This is a genomic window from Paenibacillus jilunlii (assembly GCF_900102965.1).
Classification (GTDB): Bacteria; Bacillota; Bacilli; order Paenibacillales; family Paenibacillaceae; genus Paenibacillus_AQ; species Paenibacillus_AQ jilunlii.
Map to the genome: position 1 here is coordinate 1 of NZ_FNGM01000002.1, position 25,613 is coordinate 25,613.

General features: G+C 53.6%; 28 protein-coding genes. 5 read left to right on the plus strand and 23 right to left on the minus strand.

What is annotated here, in order from left to right:
- The 8 genes from BLQ82_RS04840 to BLQ82_RS04875 form a co-directional block, all read right to left on the minus strand.
- Positions 1-214, minus strand: a 214-nt coding sequence (locus tag BLQ82_RS04840) for an IS3 family transposase (RefSeq protein WP_208861943.1), incomplete at its 3' end; no start/stop codon positions are given.
- 47 nt (positions 215-261) lie between these two features.
- A complete protein-coding gene (locus BLQ82_RS04845) occupies positions 262-579 on the minus strand; it encodes a transposase (protein ID WP_074647870.1) in 318 nt (105 codons plus the stop codon).
- 433 nt (positions 580-1,012) lie between these two features.
- Positions 1,013-1,771 (minus strand): carbohydrate-binding protein, encoded by a 759-nt coding sequence (locus BLQ82_RS04850; protein WP_244280714.1) that lies wholly within the window; start codon positions 1,769-1,771, stop codon positions 1,013-1,015.
- A 465-nt stretch (positions 1,772-2,236) separates the two neighbouring features.
- Positions 2,237-3,541 carry an ABC transporter permease gene (locus BLQ82_RS04855; RefSeq protein ID WP_062525276.1) on the minus strand — a complete coding sequence of 435 codons (1,305 nt, stop codon included), beginning with the start codon at positions 3,539-3,541 and terminating at the stop codon, positions 2,237-2,239.
- The gene (locus BLQ82_RS04860) at positions 3,534-4,436 is read right to left on the minus strand and encodes an ABC transporter ATP-binding protein (protein ID WP_062525275.1); all 903 of its coding nucleotides are present in this window, start codon (positions 4,434-4,436) and stop codon (positions 3,534-3,536) included. The genes BLQ82_RS04855 and BLQ82_RS04860 overlap by 8 nt, the downstream gene beginning before the upstream one ends.
- Positions 4,437-4,440: 4 nt before the next feature.
- Positions 4,441-5,373, minus strand: coding sequence for an ABC transporter ATP-binding protein (locus BLQ82_RS04865; RefSeq protein WP_074647873.1), 933 nt, complete (start codon positions 5,371-5,373; stop codon positions 4,441-4,443).
- A gap of 16 nt (positions 5,374-5,389) precedes the next feature.
- Positions 5,390-5,785, minus strand: a complete 396-nt coding sequence (locus tag BLQ82_RS04870) for a GntR family transcriptional regulator (protein WP_062525273.1) — start codon at positions 5,783-5,785, stop codon at positions 5,390-5,392.
- 60 nt (positions 5,786-5,845) lie between these two features.
- A complete protein-coding gene (locus BLQ82_RS04875) occupies positions 5,846-6,574 on the minus strand; it encodes a hypothetical protein (protein WP_062525271.1) in 729 nt (242 codons plus the stop codon).
- A 280-nt stretch (positions 6,575-6,854) separates the two neighbouring features.
- Between BLQ82_RS04875 and BLQ82_RS04880 the strand changes: the two genes are divergently transcribed.
- Positions 6,855-7,637: an MBL fold metallo-hydrolase gene (locus BLQ82_RS04880; RefSeq protein WP_062525269.1), complete on the plus strand. Its 783-nt coding sequence runs from the start codon at positions 6,855-6,857 to the stop codon at positions 7,635-7,637.
- Between the two features lie 102 nt (positions 7,638-7,739).
- Here BLQ82_RS04880 and BLQ82_RS04885 read toward each other — a convergent pair whose 3' ends face one another.
- The 7 genes from BLQ82_RS04885 to BLQ82_RS04915 all read right to left on the minus strand — a co-directional run bounded on the left by BLQ82_RS04885 (position 7,740) and on the right by BLQ82_RS04915 (position 14,286).
- The gene (locus BLQ82_RS04885; protein WP_062525267.1) at positions 7,740-8,204 is read right to left on the minus strand and encodes a DUF420 domain-containing protein; all 465 of its coding nucleotides are present in this window, start codon (positions 8,202-8,204) and stop codon (positions 7,740-7,742) included.
- 26 nt (positions 8,205-8,230) lie between these two features.
- Positions 8,231-9,157 carry a cytochrome c oxidase assembly factor CtaG gene (gene ctaG / locus BLQ82_RS04890; protein WP_062525264.1) on the minus strand — a complete coding sequence of 309 codons (927 nt, stop codon included), beginning with the start codon at positions 9,155-9,157 and terminating at the stop codon, positions 8,231-8,233.
- A gap of 560 nt (positions 9,158-9,717) precedes the next feature.
- Positions 9,718-10,044 carry a cytochrome C oxidase subunit IV family protein gene (locus BLQ82_RS04895; protein ID WP_062525262.1) on the minus strand — a complete coding sequence of 109 codons (327 nt, stop codon included), beginning with the start codon at positions 10,042-10,044 and terminating at the stop codon, positions 9,718-9,720.
- 2 nt (positions 10,045-10,046) lie between these two features.
- Positions 10,047-10,673 (minus strand): cytochrome (ubi)quinol oxidase subunit III, encoded by a 627-nt coding sequence (locus BLQ82_RS04900; RefSeq protein ID WP_062525260.1) that lies wholly within the window; start codon positions 10,671-10,673, stop codon positions 10,047-10,049.
- Positions 10,674-10,679: 6 nt separating this feature from the next.
- Positions 10,680-12,518 carry a cytochrome c oxidase subunit I gene (gene ctaD / locus BLQ82_RS04905; RefSeq protein ID WP_062525331.1) on the minus strand — a complete coding sequence of 613 codons (1,839 nt, stop codon included), beginning with the start codon at positions 12,516-12,518 and terminating at the stop codon, positions 10,680-10,682.
- 128 nt (positions 12,519-12,646) lie between these two features.
- Complete coding sequence (coxB, locus tag BLQ82_RS04910) at positions 12,647-13,696, minus strand: cytochrome c oxidase subunit II (RefSeq protein WP_062525258.1); 1,050 nt, start codon at positions 13,694-13,696, stop codon at positions 12,647-12,649.
- Between the two features lie 401 nt (positions 13,697-14,097).
- Complete coding sequence (locus BLQ82_RS04915; protein WP_019913840.1) at positions 14,098-14,286, minus strand: hypothetical protein; 189 nt, start codon at positions 14,284-14,286, stop codon at positions 14,098-14,100.
- Positions 14,287-14,951: 665 nt separating this feature from the next.
- Here BLQ82_RS04915 and BLQ82_RS04920 point away from each other — a divergent pair.
- The gene (locus tag BLQ82_RS04920; RefSeq protein ID WP_062525256.1) at positions 14,952-15,290 is read left to right on the plus strand and encodes a DUF4870 domain-containing protein; all 339 of its coding nucleotides are present in this window, start codon (positions 14,952-14,954) and stop codon (positions 15,288-15,290) included.
- Between the two features lie 222 nt (positions 15,291-15,512).
- Positions 15,513-16,454 carry a diacylglycerol/lipid kinase family protein gene (locus BLQ82_RS04925; protein WP_074647876.1) on the plus strand — a complete coding sequence of 314 codons (942 nt, stop codon included), beginning with the start codon at positions 15,513-15,515 and terminating at the stop codon, positions 16,452-16,454.
- Positions 16,455-16,725: 271 nt separating this feature from the next.
- Here BLQ82_RS04925 and BLQ82_RS04930 read toward each other — a convergent pair whose 3' ends face one another.
- The 4 genes from BLQ82_RS04930 to BLQ82_RS04945 are packed head-to-tail and all read right to left on the minus strand — an operon-like array spanning position 16,726 to position 19,386.
- Positions 16,726-17,319 carry a xanthine phosphoribosyltransferase gene (locus tag BLQ82_RS04930; RefSeq protein WP_062525252.1) on the minus strand — a complete coding sequence of 198 codons (594 nt, stop codon included), beginning with the start codon at positions 17,317-17,319 and terminating at the stop codon, positions 16,726-16,728.
- 44 nt (positions 17,320-17,363) lie between these two features.
- Positions 17,364-17,669, minus strand: coding sequence for a hypothetical protein (locus BLQ82_RS04935; RefSeq protein ID WP_062525250.1), 306 nt, complete (start codon positions 17,667-17,669; stop codon positions 17,364-17,366).
- A 44-nt stretch (positions 17,670-17,713) separates the two neighbouring features.
- Positions 17,714-18,574 carry a TrmB family transcriptional regulator gene (locus tag BLQ82_RS04940; protein ID WP_062525248.1) on the minus strand — a complete coding sequence of 287 codons (861 nt, stop codon included), beginning with the start codon at positions 18,572-18,574 and terminating at the stop codon, positions 17,714-17,716.
- A 35-nt stretch (positions 18,575-18,609) separates the two neighbouring features.
- The gene (locus BLQ82_RS04945) at positions 18,610-19,386 is read right to left on the minus strand and encodes a zinc ribbon domain-containing protein (RefSeq protein WP_062525246.1); all 777 of its coding nucleotides are present in this window, start codon (positions 19,384-19,386) and stop codon (positions 18,610-18,612) included.
- 300 nt (positions 19,387-19,686) lie between these two features.
- Here BLQ82_RS04945 and BLQ82_RS04950 point away from each other — a divergent pair, with 300 nt between their 5' ends.
- Both BLQ82_RS04950 and BLQ82_RS04955 read left to right on the plus strand, forming a co-directional pair.
- Positions 19,687-20,061, plus strand: a complete 375-nt coding sequence (locus tag BLQ82_RS04950; protein ID WP_244280699.1) for a hypothetical protein — start codon at positions 19,687-19,689, stop codon at positions 20,059-20,061.
- Between the two features lie 218 nt (positions 20,062-20,279).
- The gene (locus BLQ82_RS04955) at positions 20,280-20,996 is read left to right on the plus strand and encodes a GTP pyrophosphokinase (RefSeq protein WP_025708135.1); all 717 of its coding nucleotides are present in this window, start codon (positions 20,280-20,282) and stop codon (positions 20,994-20,996) included.
- Positions 20,997-21,009: 13 nt separating this feature from the next.
- Here the strand turns inward: BLQ82_RS04955 and BLQ82_RS04960 are convergent, their stop codons facing one another.
- The 4 genes from BLQ82_RS04960 to BLQ82_RS04975 all read right to left on the minus strand — a co-directional run bounded on the left by BLQ82_RS04960 (position 21,010) and on the right by BLQ82_RS04975 (position 25,486).
- Positions 21,010-21,252 (minus strand): hypothetical protein, encoded by a 243-nt coding sequence (locus tag BLQ82_RS04960; protein WP_062525244.1) that lies wholly within the window; start codon positions 21,250-21,252, stop codon positions 21,010-21,012.
- A gap of 10 nt (positions 21,253-21,262) precedes the next feature.
- Entirely contained in the window at positions 21,263-21,466 is a 204-nt protein-coding gene (locus BLQ82_RS04965) for a hypothetical protein (RefSeq protein WP_062525242.1), read from the minus strand.
- A 115-nt stretch (positions 21,467-21,581) separates the two neighbouring features.
- The gene (locus BLQ82_RS04970) at positions 21,582-22,364 is read right to left on the minus strand and encodes a hypothetical protein (protein WP_062525240.1); all 783 of its coding nucleotides are present in this window, start codon (positions 22,362-22,364) and stop codon (positions 21,582-21,584) included.
- A gap of 32 nt (positions 22,365-22,396) precedes the next feature.
- Complete coding sequence (locus BLQ82_RS04975; protein ID WP_074647879.1) at positions 22,397-25,486, minus strand: DEAD/DEAH box helicase; 3,090 nt, start codon at positions 25,484-25,486, stop codon at positions 22,397-22,399.
- Between the last annotated feature and the right edge of the window lie 127 nt (positions 25,487-25,613).

A 25,613-nucleotide genomic window follows, 5' to 3' on the forward strand; every position in this document is an offset into this window, starting at 1 on the left:
CTTGCATGTACTTTCCTACCGTCCGCTCGCTGATGGTGAACCCTTCTTTCAGCAGAAGTTCGGTGATTTTGGGGCTACCATAACGTCGCCGGTTATCCTTGAAATGATAGATGATCCGCTGGAGCACCAGCGCCTTACGCTCGGCTTGAGGACTCGAGGTAGCGCTTCGCCATTTGTAGTACCCGCTCCGGGACACTTCAAGAACGCTGCACATCTTCTCCATTCGAAACTCGGAGCGATGATCTTCGATGAACTGAAATCTTAGTTCTTTGGTTTGCTGAAGATGTGCACAGCTTTTTTTACGATGGCGAGCTCCTCTTCGACGTCTGCAATTCGCTGCGCCCTTGCCTGTAATTCTTTTTCTTGTTCCAACAGTCGCTGCTCGAGTTCACGAACCTTTTCCGCACTGTTTACAGGTTCATTCCCGAACTCCCGATACTTTGCCAGCCAGTTGTGCAGTACGCCAGGGGAGATGCCCAGCTCCTCACCAATCTCCACCACCGTCTTCGTCTGTTCCTGAATATACTTGACCGCTTCTCTTTTGAATTTTTCATTGTACCGTTGCCGTTGTTCACCCATGTGAGCACCTCCTCGTTAAGTTCATTATTCATACTCTCTTAACGGGTGTCCACTTTTTATTCTACTTTCATTTTTCCCACATAGGTTACTCCATATGCCGAATGGGCCCGATTAATGATTCTTTTTCCCACTAAGGACGATTACATAAGTTGAACTTTAGTTTAACATTGTGGGGTATGGTCGTAACTGCGGGGAATGTTTGGACTTCCAGCTGCTGTTGTCGTAAGCATTTCTTGATTGGAACCGCCTTTAGCAGTTGAAATCCGGTGACTGATGATGCTGAAGATAGGGAGCTTTCCTACGCACCTAAAAATTGTCTTAAACTCGAATAGAAGAACTGGTTTCGACTTTTGGAAACGGTCCCCACAGAGAAAAGGATCACAAAGCGGAATTATCCGCCTGTGATCCTCTATTAACTGCACTTTATAATGAATTAGTTGACCTCGTAATTATGGCCATAGTTATTATCCCAATACGTTTGCCCGCCAGTTGTATACGAAATCGCATATTTAACATTTGTGGCATCCGGAACATTGATACTGTAGTTCCAGGATTCAACACTCTTGAAATTATTCACGGAGCCACCGTAAGTAGCGAATGCCTCATGTGTCGTTGCCCAGTTATCTGTTGTGTACACTACTTTTACGGTTTTCGTCGGATTCAGGTTTTTCACAAAGATATATCCGCTAAATTCACCATTGCTTAGCGTACTTTTGTCGTTAAGCACATTGGGTGCTCCCAAAATCACGGAACTCACAGGATATGAACTATTGACTTCATTGTAATAATTCGCTCCCCCATTGTTATCCCAATAGATCTGATTATTCACTTCGTATTTAATTGCAAATTTTATGAATTTCAGATCCTTCAATTCTAAATGATCTGTTGAAGAACCAGTTCTGGAAATGCCGAAATGCCATTTCTCACGGTTTGCATCCGCCGGCCCTACATACGCCGCAGTCGTATCATACCAATTTGTGTTATCTGTGGTGTAATGAACAGTGACATTTTTTACGGGTCCCAGATTAGCAACATCAATATTTCCGCTGAATCCGACATATCCATTTTTATACATAACACTGACATCCGAGTCAATAAGTTTAACCTCATCACCGCTGGCAAATGCCGATCCCACAAAGGATACACCAAAAATCAGAGTAAACATCATCAATCCAGCAAATAGTTTTTTCATTGCTTTCACAGTTCTCGCTCCTCTAATTTCAAATTTTTACAACAGAGTCTTGAGCCGACTAGGATGAGATACATACATTGGTACACTTATTGTTCTTTCATCCCTCCTTAAGCACATCGGAACCAAGTTGCAATTCCCAAAATGTTAATTTTTTCCTATTAGTAGGATAACTTCAACTAAATTTTATGTAAATAGTAAATAAGTAACATATTTTATATGATTATTTATGGGATTTTTTGTCATTTAAAGTCAGAATATCTTTAAGTTATTTTCTCTTACAATACAAACAGCCCCGATGCAGAAAACTGATTCATCGGAGCTGTTTTTGAAGCAATCTTATTTTTCACGAACATATAAATATATCTTATCGATGCCGGCAATACCTATTCCAGTTAGAGTCCCTTGTGAAATCCATCGGATTGCTCCCGTTAGTCTGAAGGGTTACTCACACCAGCATTGCTTCCCTTAAATCTTATAAGCCTTCATCGCTTTTCTGATCTCCTTAATGCTTGGGCGTTTGCCGTACATCAGGACCCCGGTCCGGTAGATCTTGGCGGCGAGCCAGCCCAGCCCGAATGTGGTTGCCAGCAGAATCACAAGCGAGACGGCAATTTCCCAGAAGGCAACCTCCCCTACCCCAATCCGCAGCACCATGCTGAGCGGTGAGGTGATAGGCACAAAGCTTGCCACCTTGATTAGCATCGTGTCCGGAGCAGAGATGCTAAACAACGGAATGTAGAAGGCTACAAAGGTACACATCATTACCGGCATCAATGCCTGGCCCAAGTCCTCAGTGCGGCTTACAATGGAGCCTACAGCAGCATACATTAAGGCATACAGGAAGTATCCCAGCACATAAAGGATAAAACCATATACCAGGATGCCATAATTCAATTGTCCAAGATCCAGGTCAAAATCAGTTAATATGCTGGCGTTATGCGGAAGCATCAGATTGATGGCGATACTTGCCGAGATAATGGCAATTTGCATCAGGCCGACCAGGAAGATCCCGATGACCTTGCCGAACATTTGCGTTAGCGGCGAAGCGCTGGTGATCAGAATCTCCATGATGCGCGAGCTTTTCTCCGAGGTTACCTCTGCCGCAATCATATTCCCGGTCATGGTAATGGACATGAAGAACAGGATCAGAAGCACATAGACGATAACGTAATTGATAACCGGCTTCGATTCATCCGTTGCTGCTCCGTCCTTTCCATCCGTACTGAGCTGCTGGGTTCCAATGGACACCGGTGCAAACATTGCTGCTACCTGCTCCTGAGTCAATTTATCGCCGGCAATCAGCTGCGTATTGATCTGCTGCAGTGCACCCTGGAGATAAGTCTTCAGGTCTTTGTCCAGTTCTCCGTCCTTGCTGTGATAGGTGACCGGAGGGACACCTTCACTGCCCTTGGCATCAAAAGTAAGGTAGCCTTCGATTTTCTCGTCATCCAGTCCCTGCTTCAGGGCAGCGTCATCCGCCGAGGCAAAGGCCTTAAAAGCCACGGTGTCCGTATCTTCATCTTCATCTGCAGCTGCAGTCGCCGGCGGCGCGTACGACAGCAGGAGCTCAGCGGCACGGTTACCCTGTTCAGCTACAACACCGATCTGTGTGTCTTTGGCTCCATCATCCCCTTGGAACACCTTGATGAAGTATGGAATATTCATGCCTATGCTGATCAGCAAAATCAGAATCAAGGTTGTAATCAGGAAGGATTTGGTTCTTACTTTGTTTTTGAAGGTAAAGCTGATAATTGTCCCCATTTTATTCATTAGATTCACCCACCGCTCTGATAAAGATTTGGTTCAAGGTTGGTTCCTTGATTTCAAAATGTTCAACTTCACCGGCTGCCATCGCGTGTTGCAGGATACGCTGCGCTGCACCGATCTCGCTGATGGAGAGCAGATACCCCCGCTCCTGCTTCTGCACCGCGCTTACCCCTGGAATCTTGTCCAATCCGCTCAATTCGCCGACGGTCCGCAGCGCGACTTCTTCACGCGGATAACCCTTCTTGATCTCACGAATGTCGCCTTGCACGACCGTATTGGAACGGTCGAGAATTGTAATATTGCGGCACAGCTCTTCCACATGCTCCATCCGGTGGGTGGAAAACAGAATGCTGGTGCCCTGGTCACGCAATTCTTTTACGGTATCCTTAAGCAGCTCCACATTGACGGGGTCAAGACCACTGAACGCCTCATCCAGGATCAGAATTTGCGGCTTATGGACAACTGCGGCGATAAAGCCCATCTTCTGCTGGTTGCCCTTGGAGAGCTCTTCGATCTTCTTGTTGTAATACTCCGGAACGTCAAAACGTTCCAGCCAGAAGCGGAGGCTTTTCTCCGCATCACCGGCTGACATGCCGCGCAGCCGGGCAAGATAGATAATCTGGTCGCTGACTTTAACCTTCGGGTACAGCCCCCGTTCCTCCGGGAGATATCCCATCATATGCTGCAGCTCATCGCTGAACGGTTTACCGTTATACAGAATCTTTCCTCCATCGGGATAGATCAGTCCCAGCACCATACGCATGGTCGTAGTTTTGCCGGCACCATTGGCACCGAGCAGTCCATAAATCTCCCCTGGCCCCACCTTCAGACTGATTCCATTTACTGCGGTCTTGTCTCCATACTGCTTCACAACTTGTTCCAGCTTCAAAGCTTCCATTCTTCTAATCTCCTCTCTCCTGGTCAATCAGTGTCGGGCGGTGCCCCTGTGTCCATAAGCTCAGGATCTCATCCAGCTCCAAAATCCGGCTCTTGATAACCTTTACGCCCAAATCCTGGACACGTTTCTCATTCTGCTGTGCCTGCGGGGTAATAAATGAGGCAACACCCGGCGTCTCTATGGCAAAATGCAAGGCTCCCGGCAGCTCTTGTGCAAGCTCCCCCAGTTCTTCCTCATTCTCCACCTGGACCCAAATCTCGCTCCAGGAGCCAAATAAGCTGTCCTTTTCGGCCATCCCGAGCAGCTGCCCGTGATGCATCAGCACAATATAATCCGCGAGCCGCCGCACCTCCTCCACAATATGGGTCGAAATCACCACTGTAGCGCTGGTCTCTTCCATATATTTGCGCAGTGTCTCAATCATCGCCTTCCAGGCAAAAGGGTCCAGCCCTGAGGAGGGCTCATCCAGCAGCAGCAGCTGCGGACGGGCCGCCAGTGCAGCGGCAATCTCGAACTTGCGGCGCTCGCCCTTGGACATTTTGCCCAGCTTGGCATCCTGCGGCACTTCAAACTTCGCCAGCAGCTCCTCGAAGTAACCCTGATCCCAAGCCGGATACCAGTGGCGCCGGAATTCGGCAGCCTCTGCGGCATTCCAGTATTTCTCCTCAGCCTGTGGGGTTTCCGGCACATAGGCAATGCGCTGGCGAAGCGCGAGCGGCAGCCCGTCGGCATAGGGACTCTCGAACCAGCGGATTTCGCCTTCATCGGGGAAGGTCAACTGCAGAAGCATATGCAGCATTGTGCTTTTGCCGGAGCCATTCTGGCCCACCAGTGCCGTAATATAGCCTTGCGGGAGGTTCAGATCAAGCGGGCCTATGGTCTTGCCCTTTCGCCGCTTCTTGCTTACGTTACGCAGTTCTATGGCCTGCTGTACCATTGAATGACGCCACCTTTCAAGTCTTTGCTCCATATTTGTGCTTCACAATTTCCGTGAAGAGCTCCGTCAGCTCCGCTTTCGAGCATTGTACCGACAGACCGACATCCACTGCATTTTCCAGCGCCTTGCGGATCGCCTCCTTTTTGTATCCCTCCATCGCCCCTTCACCTACATGGGAGACAAAGGTGCCTGTACCCTGCCTAGTCCGCAGCAGACCCTCGTTCTCCAGATCCTGATAGACACGGCGCACGGTGATCACACTGCATTTCAGTTCACCGGCAAATTCCCGGATGGAGGGAAGGAGTGTCCCTTCGGTGATCACTCCGCTGATAATCAGCGATTTAAGCTGGGTTTCGATCTGGTGGTACAGCGGCTCGGCGCTGTTTTCATTAATTTGTATCGGTATCCACATGATTCACACCCGCCTTCCACACTCCGGCAAGCCGGCGTGCCTCCTTGCTATTCAGCCCCTTCATACGAGATCACGGCTCTTCAGCCGGTAAATGGTCCATTTGGAAAACAGCTGCACGGATACAGTGCCAAGCAGCAGAGTCGCCCACATCAGCGGGGAAGCGAAGCCCCATTCCTTCGCATACCGGATGCTGTACAGGAACAGGTTCCCTCCCGCCTCCCATACCAGCAGCGCCATGCCAAGGCTTAGGAGCATAATAAGCAGGAGAAGCCAGCAATACGTTTTACCACTAACCATTAATTCAATGAAAATGTAGAGCCCGGTCATCATAAGTGCGAACCCGACCCAGGTTAGTGCAAAAGCAAGATAAGCAGGGACAGACAATTCGCTTCGGATCTGTCCGCTGATGGCATAAATGAGGCCGAAATAGAGCACACCGTTCAGGGTGAAGGAGAACACTGTGTGCAGTTTTCTTTTGCACAGAACCACAGCAGCCGGGACCGGGAGACTGCGCATATAAGCGAGCATCCGGGTATACGAGTCCTCACTTAAATACTTCATTGTACGCCGGGAGAAGGTGAAGCCAAGCATTGGCGTCATTGAGAGCAGCAGGAAATCTGCCAGTACCTTACCGTCCCCCGACTCCAGGACATCACCTATAATCATTTCGCTAAATATGGACATATAGCCCGTAAATAGGATCGCAAAAATCAGCACCCGCAGCAGCTTCAGCTTGTCGGCCCGGAAATCGCCCCGGACAATAACCCAAGCATCTTTTATAGTTGTCATGAACTTTAACCTCACTTTATGGTTTAAAACATAGTGTGCTTTGCTGTGTGCTTACTGTGTATATCTATATACACAGTATATGACCTGTGATTTCCAATGTCAACCAAAAGTTTAGTCCCGTTTTCTTCTTGAACCCTTAAAAAGAGAAGCAGTTTGCCGCCTAGATTTATAAAGCGGGACGATAACCGGGACTTGGGGAACCCTTGCCCTTATGCTACGCTAATAGAAACAAAGACTTCACTGCTTTTGAAGCCATAGTCTAAACGCACTGGAGGTTCATATGATTAACGATCCCTGGTTTACCGTACAACAAATCGATGAGACCACCTTCGCCATCAGTGAGTATGGACACTGGGAGAAGGTCCATTCCTTCCTCCTGCTGGGACAAGACCGGGCCGCATTAATTGACACCGGGCTGGGAATCGGCAACATCAGGACCATCACAGATCAGTTAACGACTCTCCCGATCGATGTGCTGACCACACATGTACATACAGACCACATCGGCAGCCATGGGGAATATGAGCGGATTTTTGTGCATGAGGGAGATCTGGATTGGCTTGTCCATGGCATCAAGGGCTTATCGCTTGAGCAGATCCGCCGGGATATCGGCAGGGATATCAGCCAGCCTGTGCCGGAGGGCTTTGATCCGCAGACCTATCAGCCCTATCAGGGTGAGCCCACAGGGTTATTGCAGGACGGAGACACTGTTGAACTGGGCGGCAGAGCAGTAGTCGTGTATCATACCCCCGGCCATTCTCCGGGGCATCTTGCCTTTTTTGATGAAATGAACGGCTATTTGTTCACCGGCGATCTTCTGTATGACGGCACACCGGTCTATGCTTTCTACCCATCTACCAGCCCTGTAGTTTTAGTCGGCTCTTTAGAGAGGATTGCGGAGCTAGAAGGGGTACGGAAGATTTTCGGATCGCATAACACATTGGGGCTTGAGCCGGAGATTCTGTGCGAGGTGCAGCATGCGGTACAAATGTTGCGTGAGAACAATCTGGTCAAATTCGGGACAGGCCTTCATACATTTAACGGCTTCAGCATACAGTTCTGACGGGGCACATAGAAGCTTTCAGCAAAAAAAGGACCCGTGGGACCAAACGCTCCAAAGCGGAACGGGTCTCACAGGTCTTTTTTATAACACATCAGGCTTGGATCAGGCACCCAAAATAACTTCCCACACCGGCTTCGTATGTCCGCCCGGATAAAATATGTACAGCAGCACATACACCGCAACTCCTGTAATGGCTGTTATGAACCAGATCACAGACGTCACTCTGCCCCATTTCCGGTGCTTGGCGTACTTGGCCTTGAAGCCGAGGGTCAGCGTGGTAATCCCGAATACGGCTGCCACCGTTGCCAGCACGATATGGAAAATCAGAAAAATGTGATACAGCAGCGACAGATCCTCAGGACCGCCCCACGAAGTATTGCCTACAAACACTGTTCTTGACATATATACGATGAAAAACAGCACAGCAGCAACAGCGGCAGCAATCATCGTCTTCTTGTGCGCCTCGCGTCTGCCCTTGATGATTAGTCTCCAGCCAATAGCCACCAGCACCGCACTGATCACGATGAAAGATGTGCTGATCGTTGGAAACACTGTAAAAATATCCATGATTATCCTCCTCGGTGTTCATCCGGCTATACCCGGGTCAAAACACGCTCCTCCAGCTCGGAAGAAGGCCCGGAAATCTCCGCATCGTCTTGCCCGTTCTCTTTTTTATACCAATGATAGAACACATAAGCAAGCATCGAGGCAAAAATAAATTCCTGAATGAACTTCATGGCGATCCCGCCCACCTGCTGATCTACCTTAGGGGAGAGCCAGCCGAAGAACGCCGGGCCGCCAAAAGCCTGCAGCAGCTCCGCAGGACTTCCGGACACACAGTACCCCATCGCCCGCGCCCAGGTCTGCGGATCACTATAAGTGGCATAGAGCGGTTTCCCCGCAAAAATAATCAGCCCGCAAGCCGGCGTGAGCAGCACCATGTTCAAAAAAATAAACCCGATCTGGCCCAGTCCGTTTATGCTGCGCAGCTCCGGCAGCGGGTTGATCAGATTCCACCACATCAGCGCGGAGGTCAGGAACAGTACAGCATAATACAGCCGGTGCACCGCAAAATGCAGCATCACATAATCATGGATTACAGGGATATGATAGAGCGAAAATAATCCGTTGAACAGCAGCGCCGCCACTACAGGCTGAGCCAGAAAGGATACACGCCGCAGCGGGCGGAGATACCTCTTCAACAGGGCCCGCCAGCACCAGTCAGGCATGCCCAGCATAATCAGCGGGACCGCAACCAGGTAGGAGAAGGCCATGCTCGCCATATGAAAAGAGAACAAAATATGCCCCAGCAAACTCAGCGGCCCGCCTTGGGCCAGATATAGGGCCAGCATGCCGAAGATGAATGAAAGCCGCCGCCACAGCGGAACCTGGGATGAACCCTGGAAACGTCCGGAAAGCGGGCCTATCAGCACAAAATAACCGGCTGTGAGCAGCAGCATGACTGCCAGAAACAGCGGACTCCACAGCTCGGCAAAGCTAAAGTAGGATAATCCCAGCATGATAACCAAGCCTCCTCGCACGGGATGATTGATAGGACAGCTCTACTGCGTAAAGATCGGCTGGCTTGGCGGGGCCAAGACTGGCCGGGCCGGGCGCGGCGGTGCTGCGCGATGGTGGGGCCGGGCGCGGGCGGTGCTGCGCGATGGCGGGGCCGGGCGCGGGCGGTGCTGCGCGATGGTGGGGCCGGGCGCGGGCGGTGCTCCCGATCGGCTGACACTAGCGCGGCCTTCCCTCAAGCCGTGATTGCCAAGTGGAATTTGCACCACTAATCTTGATGCAAACCCGCTGCTGGCACTGCTAAGTGGAATTTGTATAACTAATTCAGCCAAAACTGCGTCCATCCGTACTTTTCAGCGAAATTAAGGATACTTGTTCCACTAACACTCGACTTTCGCCTGAAACGCTGCAATTAAGTATACTTGTTCCACAAGCAATTTAGTTGGTTAACCCCCTGCATAGAGCTGCCTGCCCGCATACGGCTCCCCTATTGGAGCATTTAGCAGCAAGCCGCTCCCCTCACGCAAAAAAGGCGGCATCGCCCGCCGCCCCGTTGCAAACGCTAATCCCACCATACCCAGTAGAGCGCCATCACAATACAGGTTCCAGCGATAAAAAAGCCGCCCAGCATGAATATAATGGGCAGCAGGTGCCCTTTGTCCTTGAGATGCATCCAGAAGCCCATTTGCAGGAATACCTGAAGCACTGCCATCACCAGCAGCAGGATCACGGCAAATGTGGCATTAACGCCCCCGGCGGCTACAGCCGCAAAGGCAATCAGCGTCAGAACGACAGAGAAGACAAATACCACAATATGCCGCTGCGGCCCCTCCTGCCGGTGGCGGTGCTTTACTGGACCGTTTGAAGCGGGATGCTGTTCTGTCGCCATGGTTACCCCACCTTTCCGAGCAGGTATACGACGGTGAAGATAAAGACCCATACCACATCAATAAAATGCCAGTACATGGCCGAAACATAAATTTTGGGCGCGGTTACGACCGTAAGCCCCTTGCGGGCCAGTTGTCCGATCAGCACGGAAATCCAGAGGATGCCAAAAGCCACATGCGCGCCGTGAAAGCCAACCAGTGTGTAAAACGCCGAACTGAAGGCACTGGTGGTCATACCGAACTCCTCATGTCTTACATATACGCTGAACTCGTAGATTTCCAGCACCAGAAAGCATAACCCCAGAAATACCGTAACCAGCAGCCAGTTGCGAAGCACCGCCACCTTCCCCCTGTGCATAGCCTGAATGGCGAACACACTGGTCAGACTGCTGACAAGCAAGAGGAATGTTGCAGCCGCCACCAGCGGCAGGTGGAAAAGCTCGTTCGCCGACGGGCCTTCATTGGTCTGGTTGCGCAGCGCCAGGAAGGTGGCGAATAGGGTTCCGAACAAAACGGACTCCCCGCCGAGGAACAGCCAGAAGGCCAGCACCTTGTTGCGTCCTTCCAGGGTTGCCTTTTCAGGTTCGTGCGGAAGGTTACCCGCTGCACCTTCAGCATGTGCCGTTGTCATGTCCGCTCACCGTCCTTCCAGCTCTTCAGGCCCGATATGCCAGCCGTGATCATCATAGAGCGACCGCAGCAGCATCGACCCGAAGGTAATCACCAGCCCGATGGCTGTAACAAGATAATTGTTGAACATAAAGCCCATGAACGCATTCCCGAAGTCATCACGGCTGAACATGAAGCCCAGTCCGGCAATAAAGATGCCGACTGACATCAGGAACGGCAGTATCGTTGCCGAGGGCATATGAATCGGACCGACCGGCTCAGCAGGAGTCATAGTTTTATGGCCCGAGGTTTTTTCCTTCCAGAACGCATCCAGTCCGCGCACCAGCGGAGTCTGTTTGAAATTGTACTCCGGCGGCGGCGAGGAAATCGTCCACTCCAGCGTGCGGCCGTCTTCCCAAGGATCATCCGGCGCATCTGCCGGTTTTCGCGAAGTGAGGAAGATATTCGTGAGAAAAATAAGCATCCCCACACCCATCAATCCCGCCCCGATCGTACTAATGAGATTCAGCAGATCAAACTGCTGGTTCGGCAGATAGGTGAATACGCGGCGCTGCATCCCCATCAGTCCCAGGAAATGCTGCACGAAGAAGGTGAGATGGAAGCCGATTATGAAGGTCCAGAAGGTCCATTTGCCCAAGGTTTCGTTCAGCATCCGCCCGAACATCTTCGGCCACCAGTAATGCAGCCCGGCAAACAAGCCGAGCACCAGACCGCCTACAATGACGTAATGGAAATGCGCAACAACAAAATACGTATCATGAAACTGGAAATCAGCAGGCGCAGAGGCCAGCATGACCCCGGTTACGCCACCCATCGTAAAAGTGGGAATAAAGCCGACCGCGAACAGGTTAGGGGTAGTAAACCGTACCTGACCGCCCCACATGGTGAACAGCCAGTTGAAGATTTTGATCCCGGTTGGTACGGCAATCAGCATGGTGGATACCGAGAACAGGGCGTTCGCTACCGGGCCCAGGCCGGTGGTGAACATATGATGCGCCCAGACCATGAAGCCCAGGAAGGCGATCAGGATCGTGGCAAATACCATCGAGCTGTAGCCGAACAGACGCTTGCGCGCAAAGGTCGGAATGACTTCCGAGATGATGCCGAAGGCCGGAAGAATCAGAATGTATACCTCGGGATGACCGAAGATCCAGAAAATATGCTGCCAGAGCACTGAGTTCCCGCCTGCCGAGGTATCGAAGAAATTAGCTTCGAGAATCCGGTCGAACGTCAGCAGCACAAGCCCTACTGTAATGGCGGGAAAAGCAAACAGGATAATCGCAGAAGTAATGAAGCTGGCCCAGACGAACATCGGCATCCGCATGAAGGACATGCCCGGCGCGCGCATCGTAATGATGGTAGCCAGAAAGTTAATGCCCCCGATCAGCGTCCCCAGACCGGCTATCTGCAGCCCAATGGTATAAAAATCCACGCCATGTGTGCCGCTGTACTGGGTGGTGGACAAAGGCGTATAAGAGGTCCAGCCCGCATCTGGAGCACCGCCCATGATCCAGCTGAGATTGAGCAGAACGCCCCCGAACAGGAAGGTCCAGAAGCCCAGCGCATTCAGAAAAGGAAAGGCGACATCGCGCGCACCGATCTGCAGCGGAATCACCGCGTTCATCAGTGCGAAGATCACCGGCATGACGCCAAGGAAGATCATGGTTGTGCCGTGCATGGTGATCAGTTCGTTGAAGGTCTGGGCATCCAGAAAGGTATTCATCGGCTTGATCAGCTGGATACGGATCAGAATGGCCTCAAGACCGCCGATGCCAAAAAACAAGCCTCCAGCCCACAGGTACAAAATCGCAATCTTTTTATGATCGACGGTGGTAATCCAGTCCATCAGTCCGGTATGGCGTTTCACGCTGTGGTCATGTCTCAAAGGCGGTGATGGATTCAGGGACTGCGCTGCTTGAGCCAAGGTTCGTACCCCCTTTTCGATTATGCTGCTTCCATTGCAGAATGTAAGCTCTAGTCCAGCGTATAGCCGGCCAAAAACTCGGCAATTCCATCGATTTCTTCATCACTTAAGTTCATATCCTTCTTGGGGTCGGGCATCTTGTTGCCGGGTTTGACGCCTTGGGTATCATGCAGCCAGGTTTTGAGATTCTCCAGCACCGGCGCTCCGTCAACCCCTGTATCGTCGTTCAGCAGGATTCCAGCCACCGATTCCCGTGAGCCGATTCCGGTCAGATTGGGCGCACTCGACATATCCGGCATATCCCCCATGGCATGGCAGGTCAGACACTGGGATTTGAATTTCTCGGCCAGAGCCGGATCTTCAGGCAGCACAGCCGGAGATTTCATGGAATTGACCCATTTCTCAAACTCCGCTTCGCTGACGGATTTCACCTTGAACTCCATGAAGCCGTGGGAGGGACCGCAGAGCTCTGCACATTTGCCCCGGTAAACGCCTTCATTTGGCGCACTGAAACTGAACCGGTTCGTTGTTCCATCAGGGTTGGTATCCATTTTACCGGAGAGCGAGGGGACCCAGAAGGAATGCAGCACATCCTTCGTGCTCAGCTCAAAAGCGATATCCTTCCCGGCAGGAATCACCAGATCCTGTGCAGTCGTTACACCGTAATCGGTATACTGGAATTCCCACCAATATTGGTGTCCGGTCACTTTGACCTTAATTGCATTTTTGTCGTTCGAGTGATCATTCCCGGCGGCAAACACGGCCTTTACCGTAGGAACCGCCAGCACAACTACCAGTATCAGCGGAATGACTGTCCAGAGCACTTCCAGCTTGAAGCTGCCTTCCACCTGCTCGGGCATTTCTCTCTGATCCGGTTTGCGCCGGAAGCGGACCAGTACATAGGCTGCAATGGAAAAGACGATCAGCAGTACAACAATCATGATAGTGATCGACAGCTTCATCAGATCGAACGAGCTTTCTGCAGCCGGCCCTTGAGGACGAAGCACCGATAGGTCCTCCCGCCCGCATCCGGCAAGAATGAGTCCAAGCGCTGCGGTCATGGGAAGAAGCCGCTTTCCAGCCTGCCACGTTTTCATCATTGATCTACCCCGCTTTTCCCGATTTCGTAGATTAGAGTATTATCCTGTCAATTATAACAATCACTATTAATATAAGTTTGAAGGGGTGTTTTGTCAATCGTTCACAACAAATTCACAATTGTTTTTCTGGAGACTAAAGTCTTGTCCTTACTGGATTTAAGAACGCTTTCACAAATACCTGCAAGTCTGCTATAATGAATAAAGCGCATACATATCTAATTTTGTATATTAATTCATTTGACTATTTTGAGGAGATTAGCCGTCCGGAGGCTGCAGACAAACAAAAAAAACCGCTTCCGGCAGCAAGCCGCCTGGGCACGGTTTATGAGAATCCTCATGGATGTAATTACTCAGATTGATGTTGTTCCAAAAATCAGCAAGCACCGGTTCCTGTCTGTTGTTTAGGAGACGGATGAGTTCATTCTCACCAGCTCATGCTCCACGACCATGGTCAGCTCCTCTTCGTAGCCTCCCGTAATCCGATACTTCCGGACGTACTCCTTTACAAATTTCTTGGGATCTTTGGGCCGGAAAATTCGTGTCATTTCCCGCAGACTTTCCTTGACTTCGTTATGACCTTTACTTGCCATGATCAGTTCCCTCCCAAAACATTGAAAATGAATGCTCCGTTGTAGAGAATGCATGATGAAAAGTTCGCCGTAACCTTGAAAAGCAAGTTTAGAAACCATACACATACGTGGCTTGCATTATCCGCCAATACAATATTCCGGTGTAAGGAATTCCGTCTCGCCGGTGAAGCAGGTTCGTCGTGATTTGGGCTGAGAATAAGGACGTCCTATCCATTGGGACCCCTTAGACACTTTTGTACCCGAAGAGCCACTTGCTGAATCACTCCTTTCGGGCCTTATCCTTATATTGTATCATATTCCCGTCCAAGTTCCACCTTTCCATGTAAAATGTGCGAAGTGAATTATTTTATACATTTTACCTTCCACGGCAGGTTAGGGTGGCGAACACTCATTGCACAGCAGAGATTCTCAGGACTGGCTGGACTGTTGTTTATAATGTTAGAATGCCCAGGACTGGCAAAAATATCAGCACGTTGACAAAAGTCCCCTGTGGAGCTTTCCATCCCCTCTGGTGTGGGCCTATTAGTTACATCGGCGGTTAACGGCAATCCGTTTAGCTCTGGAAGCCTGGAACCACATACTTTGTAGCTATCACTCATAGAATTGTAGGGAAGCAGAAATATGGCAATCTGCTTTCTTCCACCAAGCCCAAGGAGAGTGAGCCCTTGTCCCCTATCAGATCTTCCACCGGAATACCGGATCATATCGCCGCTGCCCTTTGTTACTTTTTCCCTTTTATTGGCGGGATTGTTTTTCTTGCCCTCGAAAAGCGCAGCCGTTTCGTCCTTTTCCATGCGCTGCAGTCACTGATTGCCTTCGGTGCGCTGATGGTTGCCCATGTGCTGTGCGGATTCATTCCGCTGCTGGGTCCACTGGCCGCCTCCCTAATCTCCCTGTGCTCATTCGCTGTATGGCTGCTTATGATCTACCACGCACTGGGCGGAAGGTGGTATAGGCTGCCCTGGGCGGGAGATATCGCTGAGCGCCAGTCCCGCCAGTTGTAGCCCTGCCGCTAATAGGCTTTATGGAGCCTTGCCGGTTGTTATTGTCCTGTTAAAAAAGATTCCCTTTTGCCACGCTCCTCCGTACAATGGAATCACAAGCAGAAACGTTTAGCCGTCCTCTAATAAGGACCGTTTCAGTGAGAAATATAAGGATAATATGTAGCGTGAAACCTATAAATTCTTATATTTGGACATATTCATCTGCTGGCTGGAGGAACATACATGTATCTATTGATCATAAATCCCCGCTCCGGCGGAGGGGCCGGAGGGCGTACCTGGCATGCCGTGGAAGCGATGCTTCAGGCCCGCGGCACCGCTTACGAAGCGCTGTTCACGCAAAGCGCGGACAGCGCCGAGTCCCAGGTGCTGCACGCGCTGGCCCGGCGCGAGGACTGGCGCGCCGCCATCGTGATCGGCGGCGACGGCACGATCCACAGCGTGCTGGGCGCACTGCGGCGCAGAGGCGTGGCGCTGGCGGTGATTCCCGCCGGCTCCGGCAATGACACTGCCCGCGGCTTCGGCATCCCGCTGGCTGCAGGGGCTGCGCTGGACGCCGCGCTGCAGGACCGCTGCCTGGAAGCGGACCTGCTGTCAGGCGCGGACGGCCTGACGCTGACCGCCGTGGCCAGCGGTTTTGACGCCCAGGTGGCCGTCAATGTGAACCGCAGCCGGTACAAGCGGCTGTGCAACGCTATCGGGGCCGGCCGGCTGGCCTACCTCATCGGCATTCTGCATACGCTGATGACCTTCAGGCCCTGCCGCGTGAGCGTCACCTGCGACGGGAAAGAGCAGGCCTTCGAGAACGCCTGGCTTGTCTCGGTCTGCAACCTGCCCAGCTACGGCGGCGGGCTCCTGATCTGTCCGCAGGCGAAGGCCGATGACGGCCTGCTCGACGTCTGCGTCGTGCACGGGCTCAGCCGCGGACAGCTGCTGCGGCTGCTCCCCACGGTCGTGAAGGGCAAGCATACGCGGCTGCCCTTCGTGACCATGCTGAGCGGACGCAGCGCAGCCGTCCGCTTCGCGGCGCCGCGCCAGGCCATCGGCGACGGCGAGAGCCTCGGCACGGCGCCGATGGCCGTGCGCTGCGAACCGGGCGCGCTGCGCGTGCTCACGCCGCTCGCCAGCGCGCAGGGCGCAGCCGGGCCCTGCTCCGCGAGCGGCTAGGGACGCGCGACGCTCCTGAAGACGGTGCAGCAGTGCTCAGCGGGAGCTGTGGCAGGGCTGTGTGGCGATGCCCTGCCACACCTGCCCCGACAAGGCTGGCGGCGGCCAACATCCCGCACATCCCCTATTAGCAAACAAACGAACCCGATCTCCACAATAGTGTGGCGGTCAGGTTCGTTTATTTTTTAGCAATATGGTGTAGTGGGTGATCCAGGGCTTCCGCACAGGGAAAAGCCGGGCCCGTGTATGCCGGTGCACGCGCTGCATAGCCTCAGTCCGCAAGCTCTGCTTCCTCCCCGACAAAGGATATAACCCCTTCGTCCAGCGAAGCGATCCGTACCAGCGACTCCACACGGTAGCCTGCTTCCTTGAGCAGCCGGCTGCCGGGCTGGAACGCCTTTTCAATCACAATGCCGATTCCGGCTACGGTTCCGCCCGCCTGTTCGACGATCCGGGCCAGCCCGAAAGCAGCCTCGCCGTTAGCCAGAAAATCGTCCACGATCAATACACGCTCGCCGGGTGCAATGAATTTTTTGGAAACGGTAATTTCATTGCTTTCTTTTTTCGTAAACGAGTAGACCTTTTCTACGAAAATATCTTCTGTCAGGGTTAGCGATTTCTGCTTGCGGGCAAAAATCAGCGGCACTTCCAGCTCCAGCGCGGTCATGATGCCGGGGGCAATCCCTGAGGATTCGATGGTCAGCACTTTCGTGACCTCCTCCCCGGCAAAACGGCGGGTAAACTCGCGGCCAACCTCACGCATCAGAAACGGGTCCATCTGGTGATTCAGAAAAGAATCCACCTTGAGCACGCCCTGTCCGAGAACAATGCCTTCACGGATCACCTTTTGTCTCAACAACTCCATCTGTGCTCCTCCTTCTCCCATCCCATGGACCCGGCATCCCTTACTTACAGTCCAGTGGGCTTCTGCGGCAGCAGGTTACCAACCAGCGATTTCAGCTCATGATCCTCTTTGCTGTCCGGTTTACCGCTGTCAAAGCCCGTAATGCGGATCTGCGAATAGGTCTCTCCGGGATTCACCGGTTTAAAAATCAGCTTCTCCCGGTCATCCAGCCGCACCGCAAATTTCATATCCTTAAACATGTCAATCAGCTCCTGCTCACCGGGGGTCTGACCCTCATCCAGAAACAACAGGCCGCGCAATGGCTTGACGCCTTCGGTATGATCCACTTCAAAATGAACGATACACTCCATGCTCTTCACCTCCCTAAGCTAATATCAGCTCCGCCTTGGCGTTCCTAATCGGCATCGTCCTCCGGCCGCAGTTGCCCCGCAGCTTGCTCGTCTGGTTCCTCTGATTCTTCCCCATTCTGGTCATGCAGCACATATTTACTGTAAATACGGCTGTAGCGCTCGCCATAACGTTTGGTAAGCTCTGTTCCCATATCTTCCTCCAGCTCAAAAAGCACCATTTCCTGCGTAAAGTGGTTCAGCAAAAGCTCCACCAGCACCGGATGCTCCGTGACCACCGCCTGTGCGGTTCCATCTTCATAACGCATGCCCAGCATGCACCAGCACCGGTCTATGACAAACGAAAACTTGCGCCCCCCGCTTCTCGGCAATTCTCCGCCCAAAGGCGGCCAAGCCGGATAGGGAGCCGTTGCCGCATTGCCGCCGTCAAAAGCCCACAGCAGCCTCACTCCGCGCATTTCTGCCTGTTCCAGCTCATTGCGCAGCAGCGAGGCCTCCTCCCGCCATACATCAACCACGATTTCCTGCCGCGCCAGATTCAGCTGGCGGACCAGCGCCCCCAGCACATTGCGGTCGCCTTCCACATTATAGAAGGACGGGCTGACCGGTCCGCCGCGGGGCATTTCACTTTCCATATATGCCAGCGAAGCCTGGACTCTGCCGGAAATCATTGTCGCCAGCTCCTCCGGGTTCAGCACGCTGTAGCGCGCCGGTTCCCCTTCACCGCATCTAACATATCCTTGCTGAGTCAGGCGCTGCAGCGCCGCATATACGTTGGATCTTGATACTCCGAGCTGTTTGGCGACTTCGTAGCCCGAAGCCTGGCCTTTGGTGGCCAGCTCGACCATGATTTTAGATTCCATCTCTGTGAAACCCAAATTGCGCAGATGCAGCAGCAACTGTTCCATCTATGTTGTCCCCCTAAGCTGTCTGTGACTCCTGTCTATATTTGCTCCGAACCGCAGCGTGGACACCACATCGAGCCCTTCGGCAGATCTGCCCGGCAAATTTGGCATTTTACGATATCGCGCACACCGCCGCCCTCACTGACAGCCGCTTCCTCCGGTTCACTGGCCTTCCAGTCCCGGATCCGCCGGTCCAGCTCAAGCTGCCGTTCGCGTTCCCGCTCCAGTTGATCAGCTTCGCGGCGGCTGCGCTCCTCAGCCTGGGCATTTCCGGCATAGTTCTCCAGAGGCAGCTCCTCCTCTTCAGGTAGCACCTCGGTATAGACAGCACGGTGCTCGTGTCTCAAGGCCAGTTCTTTTTCAGCCTCGGTCAGTTCGTCCTCGCCGTAGAATTCATCCTCTTCCTCTTCATGCTCATGAACGGTATGTACGTTCACTGCTGCCGCTTCTTTTCTCCGGGAGACCTCCTCCAGCTTGCGTCCGCAGTACGGGCAGAAATTCGCATCCAGAGCGACTACATGCCCACAGGCGCAGAGCCGTTCATTCTTAAGCTCAGCAATCCGGGCGCGCAGCTCATCGATCTGCTCCTGATACTTGAAGCAGCCCCGCGAGAGTTCCACCATCTTGCCTTCCGCCACCGACATATCCCTTGAACGGTAGCCTTCATAGAAAAGCTTGCCCATTTTCATAAATTCAATTTCCATCTCGCGTTCGATATCGGAAATTTGACCATTCAGCTTGCCGATTTCCACCGAGCTTTGTGCTTTTTCACTCACCCGGCTGGCACCGTCCTTAAGCCGTTGCAAAAAATTCATTCTAGTTCCTCCTTCTCCAGAGTGAGAACAGGGCTGACTCGCAGCCTCAGTATAGTGTAGTTACCCCTTAATGCTCCTTGCAGAAGCGGAATTGTGCTTCTATCATACCAAATGTCTCGATTAGATTCATTATTTGTCGTTCTGTGTATAATAGTAAGCGGAAACGGCTTCATCGTCCTTTTACAGGACGGTACCGTTTCAGCGGGAAATATAAGGGTAATTTATTGCGTGAAGCATATAAATTCTTATATTTTTAAAATAAACCGTGGCGAACCTTACCGGATGATGGAGGGATTACACTTGCAAAGGCATGACAAAAAACGATATTTCGTGTCCGTGAATCACGGCCTCATTCAGGATGTACGCAATGACTCGGGCGAATACGAGGTGCTGCTCACTCCCGGGGAGCTGACAGGGCTGGAGGATATCCTCAAGGATTTGGCCAAAGAGGATGAATATGCCTTCCGCCGCGCTTTTGTACCCTATAAGTCTGCCGACCATGATGAAGCCATCGACCAGTTTGACGATCAGACGATCCGGCTATTTCAATATTTGCACCGCTACGGCTCCGAAGAGACCCGTCAGACAATTGAGCAGCTGAATGTTTTGCCGAAGCTGTCCAATACGGGCTATGAGGATAAAGGTTATGATGGGGGCTCGCCTACCAACAAATAATTACGCGGCCGCCTGAAGCTTTATGTGTGCTAATACGCGGCGGGCGTCAAAATGTTTCTGTAAAAAACTAGCCACGGGCTGCTTTTCTTCAATTATCAGGCCCCGGACTCTCTTGCACACAGCCAGAGGGCCCGGGTCTTATTTTGCTTCCGGGGCGGTTCATGGGTTAAAATAAAATCAGGAACCAGTCACAAATAATGAAAACCGGGAGAGTCTCAGTGGAAGAAAATGATAGTACACAGGTTACGCTGAATCAGTTGCAGGTACATGTCAAGGATTTGCAGAAGTGGCAAGTGAGCGAGGAATTTGCTAAGCAGATCGAAAACTTCACAGCACTTCCAGCACTCTACCGCCATGCGCTGAATGAGCTTGAGAATAAAATCGATATCCTCAAAACAGAGTGGCAGGCGCGCGACGGCTACAGTCCGATCGAGCATATCAAGTCACGGATCAAGGACCCCAAGAGCATTCTCCATAAGATGGAGCGCAAAGGGCATGAATTCACACTGGATAATATGGAGCAGCACATTCATGATATCGCGGGCATGCGCATCGTCTGTGCTTTTGTGAAGGATATCTACCGTCTGGTCGATCATCTGTGTGCACGTGAAGACATACGGGTGCTCGAGATCAAGGATTACATCGCCCATCCCAAGCCTAATGGCTATCAAAGCCTGCATCTCATTGTGGCTATGCCGCTGGTGCTGCTGGAAGGCACCCGCTGGGTGAAGGCCGAAATTCAGCTGCGCACGCTTGCGATGGATTTCTGGGCCAGTATGGAGCATATACTATATTATAAATTCGATAAGCAGCTCCCTTCACATGTGGCCGAGGAATTAAAGGAAGCAGCACGTGCCGCCGACGAACTGGATCAGAAGATGCTCCGCCTGCGCCGGGAGATTCTGGAGCTGGCGGAGAGACCCTCAGAGGAATAACGCTCTTATTCTGTCACAAAGGCAGCCGATGCACAGGTGTTCCCTGTGCATCGGCTGCCTTTAGGTTTAATAGAGCAAACGATAAGGTACTTTTACCTCTCATTTCACCCATCAGCCTACTTTCGCCAAATTCAAAGGCACTTTTACCTCTCATTCCACCCATCCACCCACTTTCGCCGAATTCAAAGGTACTTTTACCTCTCATTTCACCCATCCGCCCACTTTTGCCGAATTCAAAGGCACTTTTACCTCTCATTCCGCCCCATCTACCCACTATCGCCGAATTCAAAGGCACTTTTACCTCTCATTTCACCCATCAGCCCACTTTCGCCAAGTTCAAAGGTACTTTTACCTCTCATTCCACCCATCAGCCCACTTTTGCCGAATTCAAAGGTACTTTTACCTCTCATTTCGCCCATATGCCCACTTTCGCCGAATTCAAAGGCACTTTTACCTCTCATTTCGCCCATATGCCCGACTATGCTTGTCTAGCACCCTGTTTTCTGTAACTGCAATTTTCCACATTGCCTTAGTTTCCAAACAGCAAAAAAAGCCGCATCCGGTAAGATACGGCTTTTGTTCATTTCACATCTTTTTCAAGCCAGCTGCCCTGCGGGCAGCCGCTTCAGCCACTTCCCGCATGATCAGCGCCAGCCCTTCGGCGGCCTTGGGGGTCTGCGGCAGGAGAGACGCCCAATCCTCGGTAGGCTCCGCAACCACCGGGGACACCGGAAACGGCCGGGCTGCGATCTCATGGAACAGCGGACCCGGCTGGTGGAGCGAGCCTTCGGCAGCAGCCTCGGCCAGCCATTCGCCGGAGGACACCGCAGGCCCTTTGCGCTCCAGCCGGGCAAGCTCCGCTGCCAAGGCACCGGATGCATCCGGCTTGGCGTCATCCTCCTCTTCGCTGCCCGGCTCGGCCCACAGGCCAAATACGCCAGCCAGCAGCTCCTCCTTGTCCAGGCCGCGCAGCGACAGGGCCAGCAGAGGTTCCTCGGTCAGCCGCTGCTTCAGCAGCTTCTGCAGCTCCACCCGCTCTGCTGCTCCGCTCCCCTGCTCATAGGCCGCAGAGGCAAGCTCTGCCCCGTCAGGCAGCAGACCCAGCCCGGCAAGCCTGGCGCTTAGTTGCCCTTGCAGCAGTTCATACAGATCCCCCGGATGCGCGGCAAGCTCCAGCAGTACCGCCCGTTTGCGTGCAGCCGGCCAAGGCGGAATCTCCAAGGTGAGCACAGCCGGTGCTGCTTCCTGAACCGCAGCCGCCGCTTTTTGCACACCCTGCGCCTCGGGTGCAGGGCCAGATCCCCGGAGACCCTTCACTTTTACGATGCCGGGCTGAATTTCCAGCCGCAGCTCAAGCCCTTCGCTCATTGCGGACTCCTCCTTCACCATTTTCGTTCCCGCTACATCCAATCCTGTCCCTGCAGCTCAATCAGTTCCTTCAGCTCATGATTGGACATTTCGGTCAGCCAGTTTTCGCCGGAGCCGACGACCTGCTCCGAGAGGTTTTTTTTGCGTTCGATCAGCTCGTCGATCCGCTCTTCCAGCGTTCCCTGGCAGATCAGCTTATGCACCTGCACATTTTTGTGCTGGCCGATCCGAAACGCCCGGTCGGTCGCCTGATTCTCCACCGCCGGATTCCACCAGCGGTCATAATGCAGCACATGGTTGGCCCGCGTCAGGTTAAGACCCACGCCTCCGGCTTTGAGCGAAAGCACGAAAAAGGCCGGGCCTTCACCCTCTTGAAAAGCATGAACCATTTCATCCCGCTCCCGTTTGGGAACTCCACCGTGCAAAAAAAGCGGGGCTTTGCCGTACCGTCTGGCCAGTCTGCTGACCAAAAGTTCCCCCATCGCCACATACTGGGTAAAGATTAAGGCAGATTCCCCCAGCTCGGCAATGCTGTCGAGCACCTCGAACATCACTTCCATTTTGCCGGAAGCCTCACTGCGCTGTCCCCGTCCTTCATCCCCGCGGAAAAGCTGCGGATGATCACAGATCTGCTTCAGCTTGGTCAAGGAAGACAGCACCAATCCCCGGCGGGCCATACCTGAGCGTTCTCCGATCACGCCAAGCATCTCATTGACTACCCCCTGATACAGTGCAGCCTGCGTCTCCGTGAGCGCGCAATACTGCTTTAGCTCCAGCTTCTCCGGCAGATCCTTAGAGATATCGGGATCACTCTTCAGCCGCCGCAGCAGAAAAGGCGATACGAGACGGTGCAGCTCGCGCAGCCGGTCCCCGCCTTCTCCGGAAACATAGCGCTGGCGGAACGAATGATACGTGCCCAGGTAACCCGGATTCAGAAAATGAAAGATGGACCACAGCTCACCCAGCCGGTTCTCCACTGGCGTTCCTGTCATGGCAATCCGGTGCGGCGCCGACAGCTTCATCACACTCTGCGCTTGCTTGGTACGGTGGTTTTTGATGTACTGCGCCTCATCCAGCACAACGGTCGACCACCGCACACCCGCCAGATCCTCACTGTCCCTTCCGGCAAGATGATAAGTGGTTAAGACAATTTCGTGACTGGCCGCAAGCTGGGCGAAACCCCCGCCCCGGACCCGGCGCCCCCCATGGTGAATGTGCACCCGCAGGGAAGGCGCGAAGCGCTGCAGTTCCCGCTGCCAGTTCCCCAGCAGCGAGGTCGGACAGAGAATCAGCACCGGCTCACGCTGCTCTTCCGGCGGTGCGGTCAGCGCGCGGTCCAGCAGACAGGTAATCACCTGCACAGTCTTCCCCAGACCCATGTCATCGGCCAGACAGACGCCGAAGCCCAGACCGCTCAGCGAGGCCAGCCACTGGAACCCGCGTTCCTGATACGGTCTCAGCGTGCCGTGCAGATCCGGCGGCACCGGACGCATGGGCAGATGCCGCAGCATGTCTCCCTGCATAAGCGAAGCCAGCAGACCGGAGGTCTCCATCCCGGTGACCGACATTCCCTTCCACAGGCGTTCATTGCCATCTTCGGCCTCCAGCCGCATCCATTCGGCTGCGGACATTTCCCCGCTTTCATTACGCTTCATATACCTCAGCACCTGGCGGACCTCTTTCGGGTCGATCTCAATCCATTCCCCCCGGAACCGGACATAAGGCACGCCCGCCTCTACCAATGCGCTCAGTTCATCCTCACTGATATCCGAATCGCCAAGCGAAGCCTCGATCCGGAAGGAAATCAGCTGCTCCATGCCCAGTGCAGCCTGGGCAGGCCCGTCGATTCCGCCTGCCGGCGGCTGCATCTTCATCTTCATGCCGATCCGCCGCCGCCCTTCGCGGCTCCAGCGGGAAGGCATCTGCACGGTGATCCCCCGCTCCCGCAGCGGCTGCACACTCTCCTTCAGGAACAGGTATAACTGTTCCGCAGCAAGTTCAACGCCGTCGGGGGCCGGCATGGCCAGCGCCCGCTGAATATCCGGGGACAGCTTGGCTGCCCGGCCCAGCGCAGACAGCAGCTGCTGCTGGATATTGCGGTACCGCTTGCCCCAGAGGGTGAATTCGCGTTCCCGGCTGCCCCAGATAGCCGCAGCCGGGAGCCAGAATTCACCCTCTTCACGGCTCTCTACCCAGAAGGACAAGCGCCATTCTTCGCTCTCATCTGCAGGCGGCTCCAGACGCAGTCCAAGACTGAGCTGTCCGCTGCGCGCCTCTTCAGTCTCCGCGTGCGGCACATCGCTGCCGGCGGTTGCGTTGACTGCAGCAAGAAGCTCCGCCACTTCAGCCGGGGTCCCTTGTACGGGAATATCACGGCTGCCCGTAAGCAGGCTGTTCCACCACAGCTCCGTGAGCGGGGAGTAGCCGCGGCGGTAGTTCGCCTTGTAAGGCGCGAGTTTCCCTTCATTCGCCGCAACCACCCGTTTCACCTCTGCAGTCATCACAGCCTGCAGAAAGGAGTAGAGCACATAAGCACCGGCATCCTCACGGGAGGACAGATCGCTTTCCTCGGCCACATGCGTTCCCAGCGCCAGCACCGGCATGGATGCGGCCATCTGCAGGAACAGCTCCCTGTCTGCTTCCTTGCGGAATGCCGGTGACCAGGCAGCAGACGCTGCCTGCTCTCCTCCGCGGCGGCGCGAGCCCAACAGGCGCGGCGGCAGCGCCCCAGGCACAATGCCGCCTGTGCCCATAAGCTCCAGCGCGAAGCGGGCGGCGGCAGCCCAATACCGCAGTTCCCCGCCCGGCTCCAGCCCCTGGCTGCGGCACAGCTGCTCGTCCCAGCCGAGCAGCAGCTCAAAAGCGTCCTTGGGCGCCAGGGCCAGCCCTTCAAGCGTACGCCCCGGCAGGCCGCGTCTCGTTGTCCTCCCTTCTGCAGGGACAGCAACCGGATATTTCACTTCCGTAAGCCGCAGCGCAGCACCCGCAAAAGGACGCCAGCCGCTCCGAAGCTCCAAGCGCTTGACCACGCGCGTCCACGCGTCCACCTTCGGCTCTGAGGTTTCACCGGAGAAGCAGAAGAATACGTCCCCTAACCATATTGCATACAGATGCTTAATCATTGGTGATCTCCATTCTTTTTTGAGCAAGCAGAAAGAGCCGGTCCGCCCCCATCAGGAGGACTGCATCCTTCTCCGCAAGAAATATAGTTACAGGCATTCCGGTGAGCCTGAATGGCCCACTTCCGGA

Coding starts and splice junctions, on each gene's coding strand:
- BLQ82_RS04870 (WP_062525273.1), bottom strand. CDS start 5,785: ATGTGGATACCGATACAAATTAATGAAAACAGCGCCGAGCCGCTGTAC.
- BLQ82_RS04975 (WP_074647879.1), bottom strand. CDS start 25,486: ATGATTAAGCATCTGTATGCAATATGGTTAGGGGACGTATTCTTCTGC.
- ctaD (WP_062525331.1), bottom strand. CDS start 12,518: ATGGACTGGATTACCACCGTCGATCATAAAAAGATTGCGATTTTGTAC.
- BLQ82_RS04885 (WP_062525267.1), bottom strand. CDS start 8,204: ATGGATATTTTTACAGTGTTTCCAACGATCAGCACATCTTTCATCGTG.
- BLQ82_RS04940 (WP_062525248.1), bottom strand. CDS start 18,574: ATGGAACAGTTGCTGCTGCATCTGCGCAATTTGGGTTTCACAGAGATG.
- BLQ82_RS04880 (WP_062525269.1), top strand. CDS start 6,855: ATGATTAACGATCCCTGGTTTACCGTACAACAAATCGATGAGACCACC.
- BLQ82_RS04875 (WP_062525271.1), bottom strand. CDS start 6,574: ATGACAACTATAAAAGATGCTTGGGTTATTGTCCGGGGCGATTTCCGG.
- BLQ82_RS04850 (WP_244280714.1), bottom strand. CDS start 1,771: ATGAAAAAACTATTTGCTGGATTGATGATGTTTACTCTGATTTTTGGT.
- BLQ82_RS04860 (WP_062525275.1), bottom strand. CDS start 4,436: ATGGAAGCTTTGAAGCTGGAACAAGTTGTGAAGCAGTATGGAGACAAG.
- BLQ82_RS04945 (WP_062525246.1), bottom strand. CDS start 19,386: ATGAATTTTTTGCAACGGCTTAAGGACGGTGCCAGCCGGGTGAGTGAA.
- BLQ82_RS04925 (WP_074647876.1), top strand. CDS start 15,513: ATGTATCTATTGATCATAAATCCCCGCTCCGGCGGAGGGGCCGGAGGG.
- BLQ82_RS04900 (WP_062525260.1), bottom strand. CDS start 10,673: ATGACAACGGCACATGCTGAAGGTGCAGCGGGTAACCTTCCGCACGAA.
- BLQ82_RS04930 (WP_062525252.1), bottom strand. CDS start 17,319: ATGGAGTTGTTGAGACAAAAGGTGATCCGTGAAGGCATTGTTCTCGGA.
- BLQ82_RS04895 (WP_062525262.1), bottom strand. CDS start 10,044: ATGGCGACAGAACAGCATCCCGCTTCAAACGGTCCAGTAAAGCACCGC.
- BLQ82_RS04915 (WP_019913840.1), bottom strand. CDS start 14,286: ATGGCAAGTAAAGGTCATAACGAAGTCAAGGAAAGTCTGCGGGAAATG.
- ctaG (WP_062525264.1), bottom strand. CDS start 9,157: ATGCTGGGATTATCCTACTTTAGCTTTGCCGAGCTGTGGAGTCCGCTG.
- BLQ82_RS04935 (WP_062525250.1), bottom strand. CDS start 17,669: ATGGAGTGTATCGTTCATTTTGAAGTGGATCATACCGAAGGCGTCAAG.
- BLQ82_RS04855 (WP_062525276.1), bottom strand. CDS start 3,541: ATGAATAAAATGGGGACAATTATCAGCTTTACCTTCAAAAACAAAGTA.
- BLQ82_RS04865 (WP_074647873.1), bottom strand. CDS start 5,373: ATGGTACAGCAGGCCATAGAACTGCGTAACGTAAGCAAGAAGCGGCGA.
- BLQ82_RS04970 (WP_062525240.1), bottom strand. CDS start 22,364: ATGAGCGAAGGGCTTGAGCTGCGGCTGGAAATTCAGCCCGGCATCGTA.
- coxB (WP_062525258.1), bottom strand. CDS start 13,696: ATGATGAAAACGTGGCAGGCTGGAAAGCGGCTTCTTCCCATGACCGCA.
- BLQ82_RS04965 (WP_062525242.1), bottom strand. CDS start 21,466: ATGGGCGAAATGAGAGGTAAAAGTGCCTTTGAATTCGGCGAAAGTGGG.
- BLQ82_RS04845 (WP_074647870.1), bottom strand. CDS start 579: ATGGGTGAACAACGGCAACGGTACAATGAAAAATTCAAAAGAGAAGCG.
- BLQ82_RS04960 (WP_062525244.1), bottom strand. CDS start 21,252: ATGAGAGGTAAAAGTGCCTTTGAATTCGGCAAAAGTGGGCGGATGGGT.